11 protein-coding genes are annotated in these 16086 nt (G+C 64.0%); 4 read left to right on the top strand and 7 right to left on the bottom strand.

Features of this window, described 5'->3' with window-relative positions; translation table 11 throughout:
* Positions 1-260: 260 nt before the first annotated feature.
* The 3 genes from KW825_RS14340 to KW825_RS14350 all read right to left on the bottom strand — a co-directional run bounded on the left by KW825_RS14340 (position 261) and on the right by KW825_RS14350 (position 5115).
* The gene (locus KW825_RS14340; RefSeq protein WP_042652833.1) at positions 261-809 is read right to left on the bottom strand and encodes an NAD(P)H nitroreductase; all 549 of its coding nucleotides are present in this window, start codon (positions 807-809) and stop codon (positions 261-263) included.
* A 50-nt stretch (positions 810-859) separates the two neighbouring features.
* A complete protein-coding gene (locus KW825_RS20580; RefSeq protein ID WP_256353862.1) occupies positions 860-2821 on the bottom strand; it encodes an autotransporter outer membrane beta-barrel domain-containing protein in 1962 nt (653 codons plus the stop codon).
* A 278-nt stretch (positions 2822-3099) separates the two neighbouring features.
* Positions 3100-5115 (bottom strand): NADPH-dependent 2,4-dienoyl-CoA reductase, encoded by a 2016-nt coding sequence (locus tag KW825_RS14350; RefSeq protein ID WP_218329581.1) that lies wholly within the window; start codon positions 5113-5115, stop codon positions 3100-3102.
* A 316-nt stretch (positions 5116-5431) separates the two neighbouring features.
* Between KW825_RS14350 and sppA the strand changes: the two genes are divergently transcribed.
* The gene (sppA, locus tag KW825_RS14355; protein ID WP_218329582.1) at positions 5432-7276 is read left to right on the top strand and encodes a signal peptide peptidase SppA; all 1845 of its coding nucleotides are present in this window, start codon (positions 5432-5434) and stop codon (positions 7274-7276) included.
* 72 nt (positions 7277-7348) lie between these two features.
* Here sppA and KW825_RS14360 read toward each other — a convergent pair whose 3' ends face one another.
* Positions 7349-7900 carry an NUDIX domain-containing protein gene (locus KW825_RS14360; RefSeq protein WP_218329583.1) on the bottom strand — a complete coding sequence of 184 codons (552 nt, stop codon included), beginning with the start codon at positions 7898-7900 and terminating at the stop codon, positions 7349-7351.
* Positions 7897-8700 (bottom strand): DUF2989 domain-containing protein, encoded by an 804-nt coding sequence (locus KW825_RS14365; protein ID WP_218329584.1) that lies wholly within the window; start codon positions 8698-8700, stop codon positions 7897-7899. Before KW825_RS14365 ends, KW825_RS14360 begins: the two co-directional genes overlap by 4 nt.
* 210 nt (positions 8701-8910) lie before the next feature.
* Between KW825_RS14365 and KW825_RS14370 the strand changes: the two genes are divergently transcribed.
* Both KW825_RS14370 and KW825_RS14375 read left to right on the top strand, forming a co-directional pair.
* Entirely contained in the window at positions 8911-10341 is a 1431-nt protein-coding gene (locus KW825_RS14370) for a glyceraldehyde-3-phosphate dehydrogenase (RefSeq protein ID WP_218329585.1), read from the top strand.
* Positions 10342-10522: 181 nt separating this feature from the next.
* Positions 10523-10801 (top strand): YeaC family protein, encoded by a 279-nt coding sequence (locus KW825_RS14375; RefSeq protein WP_218329586.1) that lies wholly within the window; start codon positions 10523-10525, stop codon positions 10799-10801.
* A gap of 236 nt (positions 10802-11037) precedes the next feature.
* On the opposite strand, the gene ansA is transcribed toward KW825_RS14375, so the two are convergent.
* A complete protein-coding gene (ansA, locus tag KW825_RS14380; protein ID WP_042651742.1) occupies positions 11038-12045 on the bottom strand; it encodes an asparaginase in 1008 nt (335 codons plus the stop codon).
* Positions 12046-12612: 567 nt separating this feature from the next.
* Here ansA and gltS point away from each other — a divergent pair.
* Positions 12613-13812: a sodium/glutamate symporter gene (gene gltS, locus KW825_RS14385; protein ID WP_042651741.1), complete on the top strand. Its 1200-nt coding sequence runs from the start codon at positions 12613-12615 to the stop codon at positions 13810-13812.
* 237 nt (positions 13813-14049) lie between these two features.
* On the opposite strand, the gene KW825_RS14390 is transcribed toward gltS, so the two are convergent.
* Positions 14050-15921 (bottom strand): methyl-accepting chemotaxis protein, encoded by a 1872-nt coding sequence (locus KW825_RS14390; protein WP_218329587.1) that lies wholly within the window; start codon positions 15919-15921, stop codon positions 14050-14052.
* Between the last annotated feature and the right edge of the window lie 165 nt (positions 15922-16086).

Below are 16086 nucleotides of genomic sequence, written 5' to 3' on the forward strand. Positions count from 1 at the left end.
GCTACGGAATTGCGACTCTCATCGCAGAAAATTAGAAGGGGTCGCCTTCTAAACTGGCGAGAGGAATAATAACGGGGCGCAAACGTTTTACGTAGCGTAATCGACCAGGATTGAGAACGGCCTCTCACTATTTAAAAAATTCCCAGCCAACCTCTTTTCCCCCCTTGGCAAGCGCCTATTTATGCGTACAGCCTGATGGTCCTGTCAGTAGATGAAAAAAGCCCTGATGCATCAGGGCTTTTTGCTTCAACAGGCCTCGTTTAGAAGTGCCGGATGAACTCGTTTAGCGGTAGCTCGCGCAGCTTGCGCGCCTCCAGCATGGGGGTGCCGAGGTAGAGGAAGCCCACCAGCTGATCCGCCGGTGCCAAGCCCAGCCCGGCATTGACCCGCTCATCGAAGATGAACCAGCCGGAGCGCCAGATGCCGTTGAACCCCTGCGCCTGGGCCGCCATCTGCATCGCCATCAGGGCGCAACCGGCGGAGAGCTCCTGCTCCAGCTTGGGCACCTTGGGGTGATCCTGATGACGGGTCGCCACCGCCACCAGCAGGGGGGCCCGCAGCGGCGCCTCCCGGCTCTTCTTGATGCTCTCTTCGTCTTCGCCACGGGCGCGGGCGGCCTCGGCCAGCACGGCCCCCAGCCGTTCACGCCCCTCCCCTTCAAACAGAATGAACTGCCAGGGGGTCAGGGTGCCGTGATCCGGTGCGCGCAGGCCCGCCTTGAGGATGTTGTCGAGCACCTCGCCGCTCGGCGCCGGGGTGGTCAGGCGGCCACAGGAGTGGCGGTTGAGCAGCAGTGTCAGTGCATCCATTCGATGCTCCTTCTTGGTCATGAGGGCGGTGAACCGCCCTATCGATAGGGTCAGAACGGCTTGGAGAGGTTGATGCGCCACTCCCAGATGTTGAGCCCATCCTGCCCTATGCTGGTGTACCCGGCACTGGTGGTCAGGGTGGCTTCGCCGCCGATCAGGGTACGCATCCCCAGTCGCATCGTGCCGCTGAGCGGTTCGGTGCGGGCCGAGCTGAGATCGCCCGTCAGGATATAGCCATCGTTCGGCCGCTCAAAGCCATAATCCAGCCCCAGCTCCCCATAAGGCATCAGCGGCAGCCCTTGGCTGGTGTAATAGACGCGGCTGAATTCGACCGTCCCCGTCATGTTGCCCTGGTTGTAACTGTCGCTGTCCTGGTTCAGCCGCAGTGCCAGCCCCTGGTAATCTCCCTCCATCCGGTAGCCGTCGCTGCGGTTGTGGCTGTAGTTGATGGCCAGTCGCGGGCGCACCGAGGTCTCTTCCCAGAAGTACTGGCCGGTGGCCCCCAGGCTGCCGCCAACGGAGGTCGAGCCGTAGTCGCCGGACAGGAACAGGAGGTCCTGATTGTTATCCATCCAGCCGTACACCAGGCTGCCATCCAGCATCCAGCTGGCCGATACCGGATAGGCCAGATAGGGGCCAATGTTGTAACCGCCGGCCGACAGCCGCATGCCGCCATTGAAGGAGTCCACCCTGCTGTCGACCCGGGCGACGCTAAGGCCGAGGATGAGATCGTTGTCGAGCCGGGTATCCGCCCCCAGGCTGAACACATTGGTCGAGCCCGACATGTCCAGCCCCTCCCGGTGATCCGAGATGTCGTAATAGACCTCGTCCGCCCACAGGTTCCAGCGCCGTCCCTCCGGCAAGGGGACCGGCTGGCTCTGGCTGGCCACCTGGCCCGCCGCCAGCTCGGCACGGGTGAAGGGGCAGGCGGGATACTGATCTCGCTGTTCGGGAGTCAGCTGGTCCCGCTCGTCGGCCATCACGCACAGGGTGCGCTCGTTCAGGGCGCGCTCGCTCGCCTGCTGGCCCGCCGTCATCCGGCCCGGCAAGGTGACGGGAGCCGGGAGGGGAATAAAGGGCCGCTCCCCCAGAGGCGGGCGGGTCGGCATCAGCCCCTGAGGCGGCAGGGTGCCGATCGGCGGCTGTACACCACCGGGCAGGGTCGGCATCACCCCCTGCGGCGGCAGGGTACCGATCGGCGGCTGTACGCCACCGGGCAGGGTCGGCATCACTCCCTGGGGTGGCAGGGTGCCGATCGGCGGCTGCACGCCACCGGGCAGGGTCGGCATCACTCCCTGGGGCGGCAGGGTGCCGATCGGTGGCTGCACGCCCCCCGGCAGGGTCGGCATCACCCCCTGCGGCGGCAGGGTACCGATCGGCGGCTGCACGCCACCGGGCCGGCTGATGCCGCCGAGGGGGGGCCGGGTCGGCATCATCCCTTGGGGTGGCAGGGTGCCGATCGGCGGCTGCACGCCACCGGGCAAGGTCGGCATCACTCCCTGGGGCAGCAATGTGCCGATCGGTGGCTGCACGCCACCGGGCCGGGTGATGCCGCCGAGAGGGGGCCGGGTCGGCATCATCCCCTGGGGTGGCGAGGTCGGCCTGGAGGGCAGGTTAGGCGGGGTGAAGTGGTCCGGGAAGGTGAAGTGGCCGGATTGCTGGTTATCAGTGTCGAGCAGGACCCGCTTGCCGCTCGAGTCGACGTAGGCATACAGCTTGTGCGTGCCCCCGTTCTGCGCCTCCGGCGAGACGGTCAGGTGCAGCCCCTTGTGATCCTGTCGCCAGCTGTCGTAGATCTGGCTCTGTTTGGCAGACTCGACCTCGAACTGGCCGGGGGAGATGGCGGAGAGCCAGACGGAATGTTGCTGATCGGCGGTCCAGCCGAGGAAGATGAGCCGTCCCGCGGGGTCGGCGGCGGCGGTGCCGTGCAGGGTCATCGCCATGCCCAAGACGATGGCACTCAAGCGACGACCCGACGCCTGGGTAGGCATCCGTGATTTAGCTAGGCTCATTTGCTTGGTTTCCTTTACCAAATCCAGGTGCATCCGGCACCCGACAGAGAATTCCCATCGATAGACGGCGCCCATTGCCCGCTTCCGGGGCTCGCCGGGATCTGGCCGACATTCCCATCTGCGCCCTGCCCCAATGGCATTCGCCCATGCAATGGATACAAACAGAGAACGTTTGCATACCACAAATACAACAATACCGTCCCCGGTGAAACTGCCCGGGCCGGGGTGAGCCATAAAAAAAGGGACCCATTGGTCCCTTCCTTACCCGATGAGCCGGCTCAGATGACGGCGGCCAGCTCAGCCCCCTGGCGGATGGCCCGCTTCGCATCCAGCTCGGCGGCCACGTCGGCACCGCCGATGATGTGCACCGGCTTGCCCGCCGCCTGCAACCCGGCCTGCAGCTCCTTGAGGGGCTCCTGACCGGCACAGATGATCACCTGATCCACCGGCAGGCACTGTTGGGTATCGCCCACCTGGATGTGCAGCCCCTCGTCGTCGATGCGCAGGTACTGCACGCCGGAGAGCATCTGCACCTTGCGGTTCTTGAGCACGGTGCGATGGATCCAGCCGGTGGTCTTGCCCAGGCCATCCCCCACCTTGCTCTCCTTGCGTTGCAGCAGCCAGATCTGGCGCTCGGGGGCGTCGATCACCGGGGTCATCAGGCCGCCACGCTCGCCGAGGCTCTTGTCGATGCCCCACTCCTTGAGCCAGTGATCGCGGCTGCGATCCCCCTTGCCCTCCACCAGGTACTCCGCCACGTCGAAGCCGATGCCGCCGGCCCCGATCACCGCCACCTTGTCACCCACCGGCTTGTGATCCCGCAGCACATCGATATAGCTCAGCACCTTGGGATGATCGATGCCGGGAATGTTGGGGGTGCGCGGGCGTATGCCGGTGGCGAGGATCACCTCGTCAAAGCCGCCGCCGAGCAGGCTCTCGGCGCTCTGGCGCTGGCCGAGATAGAGCTCGACGCCGCACTTCTCCAGCCGCCTGGCGAAGTAGCGCAGGGTCTCGTGAAACTCCTCCTTGCCCGGGATCTGCTTGGCGAAGTTGAACTGGCCGCCGATGGTCTGCGCCTGATCGAACAGGCTCACCTGATGGCCGCGCTCGGCGGCGTAGCAGGCGAACGCCAGCCCGGCCGGGCCGGCGCCCACCACCGCCAGCTTCTTGGGCTGGGGCACCCGACCGAAATTGAGCTCGGTCTCGAAGCAGGCGCGGGGATTGACCAGGCAGGAGGCGCGTTTCTGCTTGAACACGTGATCGAGGCAGGCCTGGTTGCAGGCGATGCAAGTGTTGATCTCGTCCGCCCTGTCCTCGGCGGCCTTGATGACGAACTCGGGGTCGGCCAGGAAGGGGCGCGCCATGGAGACCATATCCGCTTCCCCCTGTGCCAATATGCGCTCGGCCACCTCGGGGGTATTGATGCGGTTGGTGGTGATGAGCGGCACGGTGAGGTGTTTTTTCAGCTCGGCCGTGACCCAGCTGAAGGCGCCGCGCGGCACGCTGGTGGCTATGGTGGGGATGCGCGCCTCGTGCCAGCCGATGCCGGTGTTGATGAGGCTCACCCCGGCCAGCTCCAGCGCCTTGCCCAGGGCAATCACCTCCTCCAGGGAGGAGCCCTTCTCCACCAGATCCAGCATGGAGAGGCGGAAGATGATGATGAAGTCGGTGCCGACCCGCTCGCGAATGGCGCGCACTATCTCCAGCGGGAAGCGCATGCGGTTGTCATTGTTGCCGCCCCAGCCATCGCTGCGCTGGTTGGTGCGCTCGCAGATGAACTGGTTGATGAGATAGCCTTCCGACCCCATCACCTCGACCCCGTCATAGCCCGCCGCCTTGGCGAGGGCCGCGGTGGTGGCGAAGTCGCGAATGGTGCCACGGATCTGGCGCTCGCTCATGGCACGCGGCTTGAACGGGGAGATGGGGGCCCTGAGGGCGCTCGGCGCCAGGCTGAACGGATGGTAGGCATAGCGCCCGGCATGGAGGATCTGCAGCGCTATCTTGCCCCCCTCCTGATGCACGGCCGCGGTCACCTTCTTGTGCTTGGCGACCTGCCAGGGGAAGCTGAGCTGCGAGCCGTGCGGCACCAGGCGCCCGCGCAGATTCGGCGCTATGCCCCCGGTGACGATGAGGCCGACGCCGCCGCGGGCCCGCTCGGCATAGAAGGCGGCCAGCTTGTCAAAGCCGCCCTTCTCCTCTTCGAGGCCGGTGTGCATGGAGCCCATCAGCACCCGGTTGCGCAACTGGGTGAAACCGAGATCGAGGGGGGCCAGCAGGTTCGGGTAGCGGCTCATGATGCGGCTCCTTGCAAGACAGGGGCACAGGGGATCGCGAGCACGCTGCGACGCGAGGGGGTACAAGCTGGATCGAGGGGGGTCGGCAACGTCGGGTAGCGGCTCACAGGGCCTCCAGTTAATTTTTTGTTATCAAACTGAGGCTAGAGTAAAGAATCGAAATTTCTTTTTCAAACAAATGTTTGGACATTTTTTCAGCGAACAGGCGTGTTCCGAAGAGTGGGGTGCGGATCGCCCCCAAGCGGAAATGGCAATTGACGGGCCAACTGGTTAATAATGGCCCTTCTCTACCCATTAACAGGGCGATAACGCGGCTATGTCTATTTTCAAAGGTCTGGGGTGGCTGTTTCGCAGCCTCTGGCGTCTGCTCAATTTTACCCGGCTGATGCTGGTCAATCTGCTGTTTCTCATCATAGTGCTGGTTATCGTCTTCAGCGTCGGCCAGACCGAGGCGCCCAACACCCCCATCGAGGGCGCCCTCACCCTCAATCTCGCCGGCGTGCTGGTCGAACAGCGCACCCAAACCGATCCGACCGTGCAGCTGCTCAAGCAGGTGGACAAGAGCGACGATCAGCCGAGCGAAATCGTCCTCGCCGATCTGCTGTGGGCCATTCACAGCGCCAAGGATGACGATCGTATCAAGGCGCTGGTGCTCAAGCCCCAGGGGCTGCAAGGCTCCAACCTCTCCAAGCTGCAGGAGGTGGCGAACGCCATCGACGAGTTCAAGGAGAGCGGCAAACCGGTCATCGCCATGGCCGACTATTACAGCCAGGGTGCCTACCTGATCGCCGCCCACGCCGATCACGTGCTGCTCAACCAGAGCGGCGCCGTGCTGATCGAGGGGCTCGGCGTCTACCAGACCTACTTCAAGTCGGCGCTGGAGAAGCTCAACGTCACCCCCCACGTGTTCAAGGTTGGCACCTACAAGTCCTTCGTCGAGCCCTACATCCGCGATGAGATGTCCCCGGAGAGCAAGGAGGCGAACCAGCGCTGGCTGGATCAACTGTGGCAATCCTATGTAACCGACGTGGCCGGGCAGCGGGAGATAGAGCCCGACGCCGTCGCCCCGAGCAAGGAGCGCTTCCTCGAGCTGCTGCGCAAGGCCGGTGGCAATGCCGCCAGCTACGCCCTCGACAACGGCCTGGTGGATCAGCTCGCCACCCGCGACGAGATGACCCAGGCGGTCATCAAGGAAGTGGGGGAAGACGAGGATCACGGCTGGAAAGGGGTCGGCCTGAAGGAGTATCTGGCCGCCCTCCCCGAGCAATACCCCCAGAGCGGCAAGGATGAGGTGGGCCTCATCGTCGCCAGCGGCGCCATCATGGATGGGGTCCAGCCTGCCGGCACCATAGGCGGTGACAGCCTGGCCGATCTGCTGGCCGATGCCCGCCGCGACGATCAGGTCAAGGCCCTGGTACTGCGGGTCGACAGCCCCGGCGGCAGCGCCTTCGCCGCCGAGCAGATCCGCGCCGAGCTGCTGGCCCTGAAACAAGCGGGCAAGCCGGTGGTCATCTCCATGGGCAGCTACGCCGCCTCCGGGGGCTACTGGATCTCCGCCGATGCGGACAAGATCTTCGCCTCCCCCACCACCCTCACCGGCTCCATCGGGGTGTTTGGCATGTTCGCCACCATCGACAAGGCACTCTCCCAGTTCGGGGTGCACACCGACGGCGTCGGCACCACCGACTTCGCCGGCGTCGGCCTGACCCGGGCCCTGCCGGAGCACGTCGGTCAGGCCATCCAGCTGAGTGTGGAAGACACCTACCAGCGCTTCGTCGGCCTGGTCGGCAAGGGCCGGGGCCTGAGCCCAGAAGAGGCGGAGAAAGCCGCCGAAGGCCGGGTCTGGACCGGCCAGGATGCCAAGGATCTTGGCCTGGTGGACGAGTTCGGCAACCTGGACGACGCCCTCAAGGCCGCCGCCGATCTGGCCAACCTCAAGAGCTGGCAGGTGACCCCCATCGAGCAGGAAGAGTCGGCGAGGGACAGGTTCCTGCGCGAGCTGTTCGACAGCAGCGCCCGGGCGCTGGCCCCGCATCTGCAGAGCTGGCTGCCCGCCGGTCTGGGCAAGGCCATGCTGGAGCTCAACCGGGGTCTCGATCCGCTGACCCGCTTCAACGATCCGCAAGGCACCTATGCCTTCTGCCCGGTCTGCCAGCCCTGAGCCGGCAGCAACAATAAAAAAACCGCCTTCTGGCGGTTTTTTTATCTGCGAACTTAGGCCAGGCGGCCCGGCTCACAACAGGCCGGCGTCGACCCAGTGCTGCAGCTCGGCCAGCACCCGGGTCTCCCGCACCGTCCATTGCGGACAGGGGCCGGCCAGCTGGGTCTTGTTGCGCTGCAGCGCCTCATCCAGCGTGAACCAGCCGGGGGTGAAGCCGAGCCTGATCTCGTAGGGCTGGGGCCGCGGCTCGCTCCACGCCTCCCCCAAGCGGCAGAGGTAGTAGAAGGAGTGGATGCAGTAGGCGTCATAATCCGCCTCGCGGGCGGCGCGAAACTCCCGCGTCTCCCCGAGCAGCCCCCCCACCTCCAGCAGCTCGGCGCCGCACTCCTCGCGCAGCTCCCGGGCCAGCGCGGTGCCGTGGCACTCCCCGGCCTCGACGCCGCCGCCCGGGAACATGAGATCGCCATTGACCCTGGAGTGCACCAGCAGCAGCTCATCGCCGCGCAGCACCACGGCCCGGACAGTGGTGCGCTCGAGCACCCGCCCGTCGCCGACGACCTGTGCATGGAACAGACGAATGTCGAAGGGATCGCTCCACTCCGGTGATGACTCAAGCACGTTCATAGCGGACGGTAGACCCCCTGTTGGAGCTGCTGGACTATGGTGGCGGCCAGCCGATCGCCGGCATCCTGCTCACCCTTGCCGATGGCGTGGTAGATCCCGAGCCGGTTGGCCGAGAGCTCGGGGCTGTCCTGAAACGACTCGCTCACCTTGCCCCACTGATAGGCCAGCCCAAACTCCTGCTGCCTCATGTAGAGGGTGCTGAGGGAGGTGAGGATGCGGCCGTTGACCTTGTCCCCCTCCCGATAGAGGCTGAGGGCGTGGTGCATCAGCGCGATGGCCTTGCGCGGCTCGCGCTGGGCATAGATGCCCCCCAACGCCAGCTGCAGCTCGGGCTCCTCCAGCGCGGGGCTGCCCTCCAGCGCGAGAAAATCGGCCCGCGCCTGCGGGTTGCGGTGATGGGTCCAGTGCCAGAGCAGCAGGTAGGGATCCCGGGAGGCCCGGGTCTGCACCGCCAGTTGCTCCAGCTGGGTGCCGGCGGCCAGCATGCCCTCCACCCTGGGGCTCTTCTGCTCCCTTGCCCGCTTGTACTCGACGTTGGTGGAGTGCTCGGCGCACTGCAGGTAGCGCTCCAGACCCAGCATCAGCACGTAGCTGTCCCGGTCCGAACCCTCTTCCTGCAGACGGTAGCGGGCCTGGATGACCTCACCGCGCTCGGGGCGACACCAGCCGTCGTCCACCAGATCCACGCAGAGCTGCTGATGATGGGCACAGATGTCGTGGGTCCGATCGCCGTCGCAGGCCATCAGCGTCAGACAACAGGACAGGCCGAGCAGTAACGGACGCAGGGAAAATGGGGTCATGGCTCACTTCTGGTTGGTAACAATTGCAACCCGCCATGGCCACCGCCAACTAGCAAACAGGCTACATATCCATTACAATGCGCGCGCCGTATAAGGCCGCGACTGCAGAATAATATAACGAAATGAACGGCCCTACACCGATCTGCATTCGACGAATTTCAATTTGCCCCGGCAATTTGCTTCAACAACGTGAAATAAAGGATCTGGTTAATGACCCACGAGCACTACTTGCAGGCGTGGCAGGAGAGCCAGGAGCTCGCCGAAGCCATGCAACCCTTGATCGGTCGTCTCTACCGCCAGCAAGGGATAGAGATCACCATCTTTGGACGCCCCCTGCAAAACGCCTCCACCATCGACATCCTCAAGGCCCACAGGGTCGTTCGCCGCCACCAGGGCACTCCTCTCCCGATCCAGCAGAGCTTCCCCCTGCTGCAAGCCATCCTCGCCCTGAACCCGACCGCCGCCGAGATAGACATCGGCAAGCTGGCCGTCGGTTACTGGCAGGATCACCAGGACGAGGCCGGCCTCGACGACTACCTGCGCGCCCAGCTGGCACCGGCGCTGCACGGCACCGTGCCCCCCGCGACCGACGTGGTGCTGTACGGCTTTGGCCGCATCGGCCGCCTGCTGGCCCGGCTGCTGATCGAGCGCACCGGCGCCGCCAACTCCCTGCGCCTGCGGGCCATAGTAGTGCGCGGCGGCCGCGAGGGGGATCTGGAGAAGCGCGCCAGCCTGCTGCGCCGCGACTCGGTGCACGGCCCCTTCAACGGCTCCATCGAGGTGGATGCAGCGCGCAGCGCCATCATCGCCAACGGCACCTTCATCCAGGTGATCTACGCCAATAGCCCGGCCGACATCGACTACACAGCCTATGGCATCCAGGATGCGCTGATCGTCGACAACACCGGGGTCTGGCGCGATGAGGCGGGTCTTTCCGAGCACCTCAAGGCGCGCGGCGCCGCCCGCGTGCTGCTGACCGCCCCCGGCAAGGGGGAGATGAAGAACGTGGTGTTCGGGGTCAACCACCAGGTGATCGGGCCGGATGACAAGATCATCTCCGCCGCCTCCTGCACCACCAATGCCATCACCCCTGTGCTCAAGGTGATGCAGGACAGGTACGGCATCCGCCACGGTCACGTGGAGACGGTGCACTCCTACACCAACGATCAGAACCTGATCGACAACTATCACCAGGGCGAGCGCCGTGGCCGCAGTGCCGCGCTCAACATGGTGATGACCAGCACAGGCGCCGCCAAGGCGGTGGCCAAGGCGCTGCCCGAGCTCAAGGGCAAGCTGACCGGCAACGCCATCCGGGTGCCGACCCCCAACGTGTCGCTGGCCATCATCAACCTGTCGCTGGAGCAGGCTACCGACCGGGACAGCCTCAACGCCTATCTGCAGCAGATGGCGCTGAGCTCGGCCCTGCATCGCCAGATCGATTTCAGCGCCAGCACCGAGCTGGTCTCCTCCGACATGGTGGGTTCCCGCTTCGCGGGCATAGTGGACTCCCAGGCCACCATCGCCGAAGGGGATCACTGCGTGCTGTACGTGTGGTATGACAACGAGTTCGGGTACAGTTGTCAGGTGGTACGGGTGATGGAGCAGATGGCCGGCGTGGTACGCCAGGATCTGCCCGTCTAAGAACCTGTCTACGATCTGTTGCGAGAGGTCGTCAACAAGGTGAAGAGCTGCGCAGGAACCGGAATGTATATGAATACATGAGGATTCCGAGCAGCACATGAGCCTTGAACACGGCCTCGCAGTAAGATCGTGAACAGGTTATAAGCCCGGGTTTATGGCTCAATTTGCAAGGAGAGGCCGGATGTCGTTTCAACAGGTGATAGGGCAGATGCCCAAGGAAGTGTACGAGCGGCTCAAGACCGCGGTCGAGCTGGGCAAGTGGCCGGACGGCCAGCCCCTCACCGAGGAGCAGAAGGCCACCTCCCTGCAGGCGGTGATGGCCTGGCAGGCGATGCACCTTGCCGATCCCGAGCACATGAACATAGGCCGCGACGGTGAAATCGTGATGAAGAGCAAGAGCGAGCTCAAGCGTCAGTATCGTGACGAGGAAGAGATAGTCCGTATCGAGATCAGTCACTGAGCCTTGCCGCGAGCCCTGGCTCGCACGCCATAGCAAAGAGGGGAGCCATAATGGCTCCCCTCTCTTTTCCTCTCCCCCTCATGGTGAGGAGGCCAGAAGCTGTTCACGACCTGTCGCGAGAAGGCGTCAGCAAGGTGAAGAGCAGCGCAGGAACCGGAGCGTATAGATATACGTGAGGATTCCGAGCAGCACATGAGCCTTGATCACGGCTTCGCAGTAAGATCGTGGACAGTTTCTCAGGGCGTCAGCTCGCCGCGCAGAGATTGCTGCATCAGCTCGCGGATGCGCGGCGCCGGCAAGTCCTGGCTCAGCAGGAAGTGCAGCTTGGTCAGCGCCGCCTCGGCGGTCATGTCGAAGCCCGAGATGACCCCGGCCCGGGAGAGCGCGTTGCCGGTGGCATAGCCGCCCATGTTGACCTTGCCGTGCAGGCACTGGCTCAGGTTGACTATGATGACGCCGCGGGCCGAGGCCTCGGACAAGAGTGCCAGCATGGCCGGATTCTGTGGCGCGTTGCCCACCCCGAACGACAGCAGGATCAGCGCCCGCACCGGTTGCTGCAGGATATTGGCGATCACCTCGCTGGAGATGCCGGGATAGAGCGTCACCACGCCGATGGGCTGGGGGGTGATGTCATGCAGCACCAGGGCACGCTCGGACGGCCCCCCCAGCTCCCCCGCCTCCAGCGCGATGGCGATGCCGGCGTTGAGCAGCGGCGGGTAGTTCGGCGAGTCGAAGGCGTGGAAGCCGTCCGCATGCACCTTCTTGCTGCGGTTGCCACGATAGAGCTGGTTGTTGAAGAACAGCGTCACCTCGTGGATCGGGTAGTTGGCGGCGATATAGAGCGCATTGAGCAGATTCTGCTGACCGTCCGAGCGCAGCTCGGCGAGCGGGATCTGGGAGCCGGTGATGATGACCGGCTTGTGCAGATCTTCCAGCATGAAGGAGAGCGCCGAGGCGGTAAACGACATGGTGTCGGTGCCGTGCAGGATCACGAAGCCGTCGTACTTCTCGTAGTTGTCGCGAATGTCCTCGGCGATGCGCTGCCAGTCCGCCGGGGTCATGTCGGAGGAGTCGATGAGGGGAGCATATTCATGAATGTGGTAATCGGGCATCTCGGCTCGATGAAACTCGGGCATCCGTGCCAGACAGTCTTCCATAAAGCCCGCCATCGGCACATAACCGTGGTCGGAACGCTGCATCCCTATGGTGCCGCCTGTGTAGGCGATGTAGATAGACTTCTTCACACCCTCTCCTCTCTATGGGCTGGAAACCGGCAAATCATATAGGGATCACCCGATTTCTTCACTTCCTATTCCTCTCTCAGACGGGAAAGCGGCGAGTCGTCACCCGCTGGCAACGCGGCCGTTTCGCATCATGTCGCTCGCCTGGCGATGAGCCGACAACCGGCGAATGAGGCAGTGAGCAAGCGGCCTCGTCATCGCCACTTTGTCGAGGGCGTCTAAGCCGTCTGAGCATCAAAGTCGACGCCCAAAAAGGAGCGTCGCCGGCAGGTTTTTTAGGGCCGGCTCCGGCTTTCTGAAAAAGTGATAAATATCACAACAATGTTAAAAAACAACCATTAATCTGACAAATATGGATGGAGTTGGTATTTTTTGCTACTATCCGGCGGATTTTGATTAAATCACCTCTGGATGCCTGATGGAATCAGGCTCGTATAAACCCCATATCCACATGGGGTGGGGCCTGTCGCCCCTCCTGAAATTGGCGTCTTAGCCACACTGTTTTTCATCCCGGCTGAATCTGTGCGTCTTCATCAGCGAAGACACAGCCAATCAACATGGGAGTACCGAATGATACAACTTGATCCTTATGCCACCCTGGTCGCAGCCACCCTGGTGCTGCTGCTCGGCCGCTCGCTGGTCAACCGGATCGGCGTGCTACGCACCTTCAGCATCCCCAAACCGGTGGCCGGTGGCCTGGTCGTCGCCCTGGTGCTGGTGCTGTTGCGCGCCAGCATGGACGTGGAACTGCGCTTCGATACCGCATTCCAGACCCCGCTGATGCTGGCCTTCTTCGCCTCCATCGGCCTCTCCGCCGATCTCGCCAACCTCAAGCGGGGCGGCAAGGCGGTGTTCACCTTCCTGCTGGTAGTGACCGGCCTGCTGATGATGCAGAACATCCTGGGGATTGGCCTGGCCACCCTGCTCGGGCTGGATCCGCTGATGGGGCTGCTGGCCGGCTCCATCACCCTCTCCGGTGGCCACGGCACCGGGGCGGCCTGGGGCGCCATCTTCAGCGAGAAGTACGGTCTGCAATCGGCGACCGAACTCGCCATGGCCTGCGCCACCTTCGGTCTGGTGCTGGGTGGCCTGATCGGCGGCCCGGTCGCCCGCTACCTGGTGAAGAAGGTGCAGGTGCCCGGTGAGGAGCACAACAGGGACGAAGCCCCCCAGGGCTTCGAGATGCCCGAAATAGAGCGCCCAATCACCACCTACAGCCTGATCGAGACGGTGACGCTGATTGCCATCTGCCTGAAGGGCGGCGAGTTGATCTCCCTCTACCTCAAGGGCGGTGCCCTCGAGCTGCCGGTCTTCGTCTGCGTGCTGTTCACCGGCGTCTTGCTGCGTAACCTGCTCTCCCTGCTGAAATGGCACGAGGTGAGCGATCGGGAAGTCTCCTTGCTCGGCAACGTCAGCCTGTCGCTGTTCCTGGCAATGGCCCTGATGAGCCTGAAACTGTGGGATCTGGCGAGCCTGGCGCTGCCGATCTTCGTCCTGCTGGCCGTCCAGACCGTGGCGATGGCGCTCTATGCCGTCTTCGTCACCTTCAGGGTCATGGGTAGCAACTACGACGCGGCCGTGCTGGCGGCGGGTCACTGCGGCTTCGGCCTCGGTGCCACCCCGACGGCGATTGCCAACATGCAGGCCATCACCCAGCGCTTCGGTCCGTCCCACATGGCGTTCCTGGTGGTGCCCATGGTCGGCGCCTTCTTCATCGACATCATCAATGCCATGGTGATCAAGCTGTTCCTGGCGCTGCCCTTCCTGTAACGCGCCGCGCTAGACACTATATGAACAGAGCCCACCTTTTGGTGGGCTCTTTGCTTGCTGGCTCCCGCCGGCGCGGCCCCATAGCGGCCGAGCGGGCAGCCCATGACGCTGCCCACGCCAGTAACCGCCATGGCCCGCCCCGCCAGAGCATGGCCAGATGGCGGACAACAAAAAGCCCCGCACCAGAGTGCGGGGCTTTTTACATGAGACGCCGGGGTGGCGCCTTCTGAGCCACCCTTACAGGATGAAGGTCGAGACCTGCTGGTTCAGGTTGGCGGCACGGCCCTTGAGGCCCTGCGCCTGATCCAGATCCCGCATGGCGGCGGCGGTGATCTCGTCACTCACATCCTTGATGGCGGTGGTGTTCTGGGTGATCTCGCCGGTCACCTGGGTCTGCTCCTCGGCGGCGGTGGCGATCTGACCCGCCATGTCGGAGATGAGCGAGACCGCCTGGGTGATCTCCTCCAGCGCGGCGGCGGCGGCATCGGCATCCTTCACGCTGTTGTCCGCCAGCCCCTGGCTGGTCTGCATCAGGCTGACCGCACGGGCCGTGGTCTGCTGCAGCGTCTCTATGGTGGACTGGATCTCCTGGGTGGAGTCCTGGGTGCGGCGCGACAGCACCCGCACCTCGTCCGCCACCACGGCGAAACCACGGCCCTGCTCGCCGGCACGGGCCGCCTCGATGGCCGCGTTCAGCGCCAGCAGGTTGGTCTGCTCGGCGATGCCCTGGATGGTGGAGAGGATGCCGGAGATGGCCTGGGCATGGCGGCTCAGCTCGCCGATCACCCCGGTCGCCTGACCCACTTCCTCGGCCAGGCTGTTGATGGACTGACGGGTCTGGTTCACCAGCATCTTGCCCTGCTCGCTGCTCTGGGCAGATTGCTGGGCGGCGGCGGCGGTGTTCTCGGCGTTGCCGGCGATCTCCATGGTGGCGCTCGCCATCTCGGTCACCGCGGTGGCGACCATGGTCACCTCCTGCTGTTGGCGCTGCAGCTCGTCCACCGCGGCCTGGTTGGTCACCAGGCTGCGCTCGGCATCCGCGTTCAGCTCGTTGGCGAGCTGGCGGATGTTGCCGATCAGCTGATGCTGGCTGCCGACGAAGCGGTTGAAGCTGTTGGCCAGCTGACCCACCTCGTCGTTGGCGTCGATCTTGATACGCTGAGTCAGATCGCCGTTACCGTCGGCGATGCGGGCCAGGGCCTGGGAGACCTTGCCGAGCGGGCCCAGCAGCAGGCTGACCAGCCAGGAGATGGCGAGGATGCTGCCCACCAGCACCAGCAGAGCCAGGCCGAGCTGGGTCATCAGCAGGGAGGAGAGCGGCGCCTCCAGGGTGGCCTTGTCCAGCACCAGCACCAGCTCCCAGTCGGTGTCCGGGATATCCATGGCCCACAGCAGCTTGTCGCGGCCCTCGTTGTCAAAATAGGCGGGCACCAGGCCAGCGCTGCTCTTGCTCTGCTCGATCAGGGCGTTGGAGAGATCGTTGTCGATCTCGGTGGCCGGCTTCATCGCCTTGGCCGCGTCCTTGTACGCGATGACGGTGCCGTCCTTGTGTATCATGATGGCGATGCCGTCGGCGGGCAGCTTCATCTTGGTGACGTCTTCCACCAGAGAGGCGATGGAGAGATCGCCGCCGACCACCCCGCCCTGCGCCGGCTGGGCCAGGGTCACCACCATGATGTTGTAGGCCACATCCAGATAGGGCTTGGTCACTATCATGCCGCCCTTGCCCATGGCCTCCTGATACCAGCCACGGGAGCGGGGATCGTAACCGTCACGGTTGATGGAGGGATCCGAGTCGTTCATCTTGCCACTGCCCTCACCGAAATAGGTGAGCTGGAAGCGGCCGGATACCTGCGCCTGTTGCAGCGCGTTGAGGGGCTCGGGGCTGGCCTTGTTGCCCAGCGCCTGGATGACATCGCGACGGGCGGAGAGCCAGTCGCTGATCCGCTCGGCCTGCTGGCTGCCGAGCCGTTGTACCTGCTCCTGACTGCCTTGCAGCAGCAGTGACTTCTGACTGGTATAGCTCTGCCAGGAGAGCAGCAGGATCACCAGCGACAGGGCGATCACCACAGACAACAGTATCTTCTGCTTGAGTGATAGGTTTTTCATCGTGTTTTCTTCTTGTGAGTCAGGAACAGGATTACCAGGACGGCGCATAGCACCATGTATTGTTAGCGGCCAATCCAGTCGAAACTGAAGCTGAGAATGTGGTAACAGGCGATATTTTCCGCTGATGCGGGCAAATGAGCGCGGAAATCGGCCTCCAAAGCCGGT

It is taken from the genome of Aeromonas sp. sif2433, from assembly GCF_019218705.1.
Taxonomy (GTDB): Bacteria; Pseudomonadota; Gammaproteobacteria; order Enterobacterales; family Aeromonadaceae; genus Aeromonas; species Aeromonas encheleia.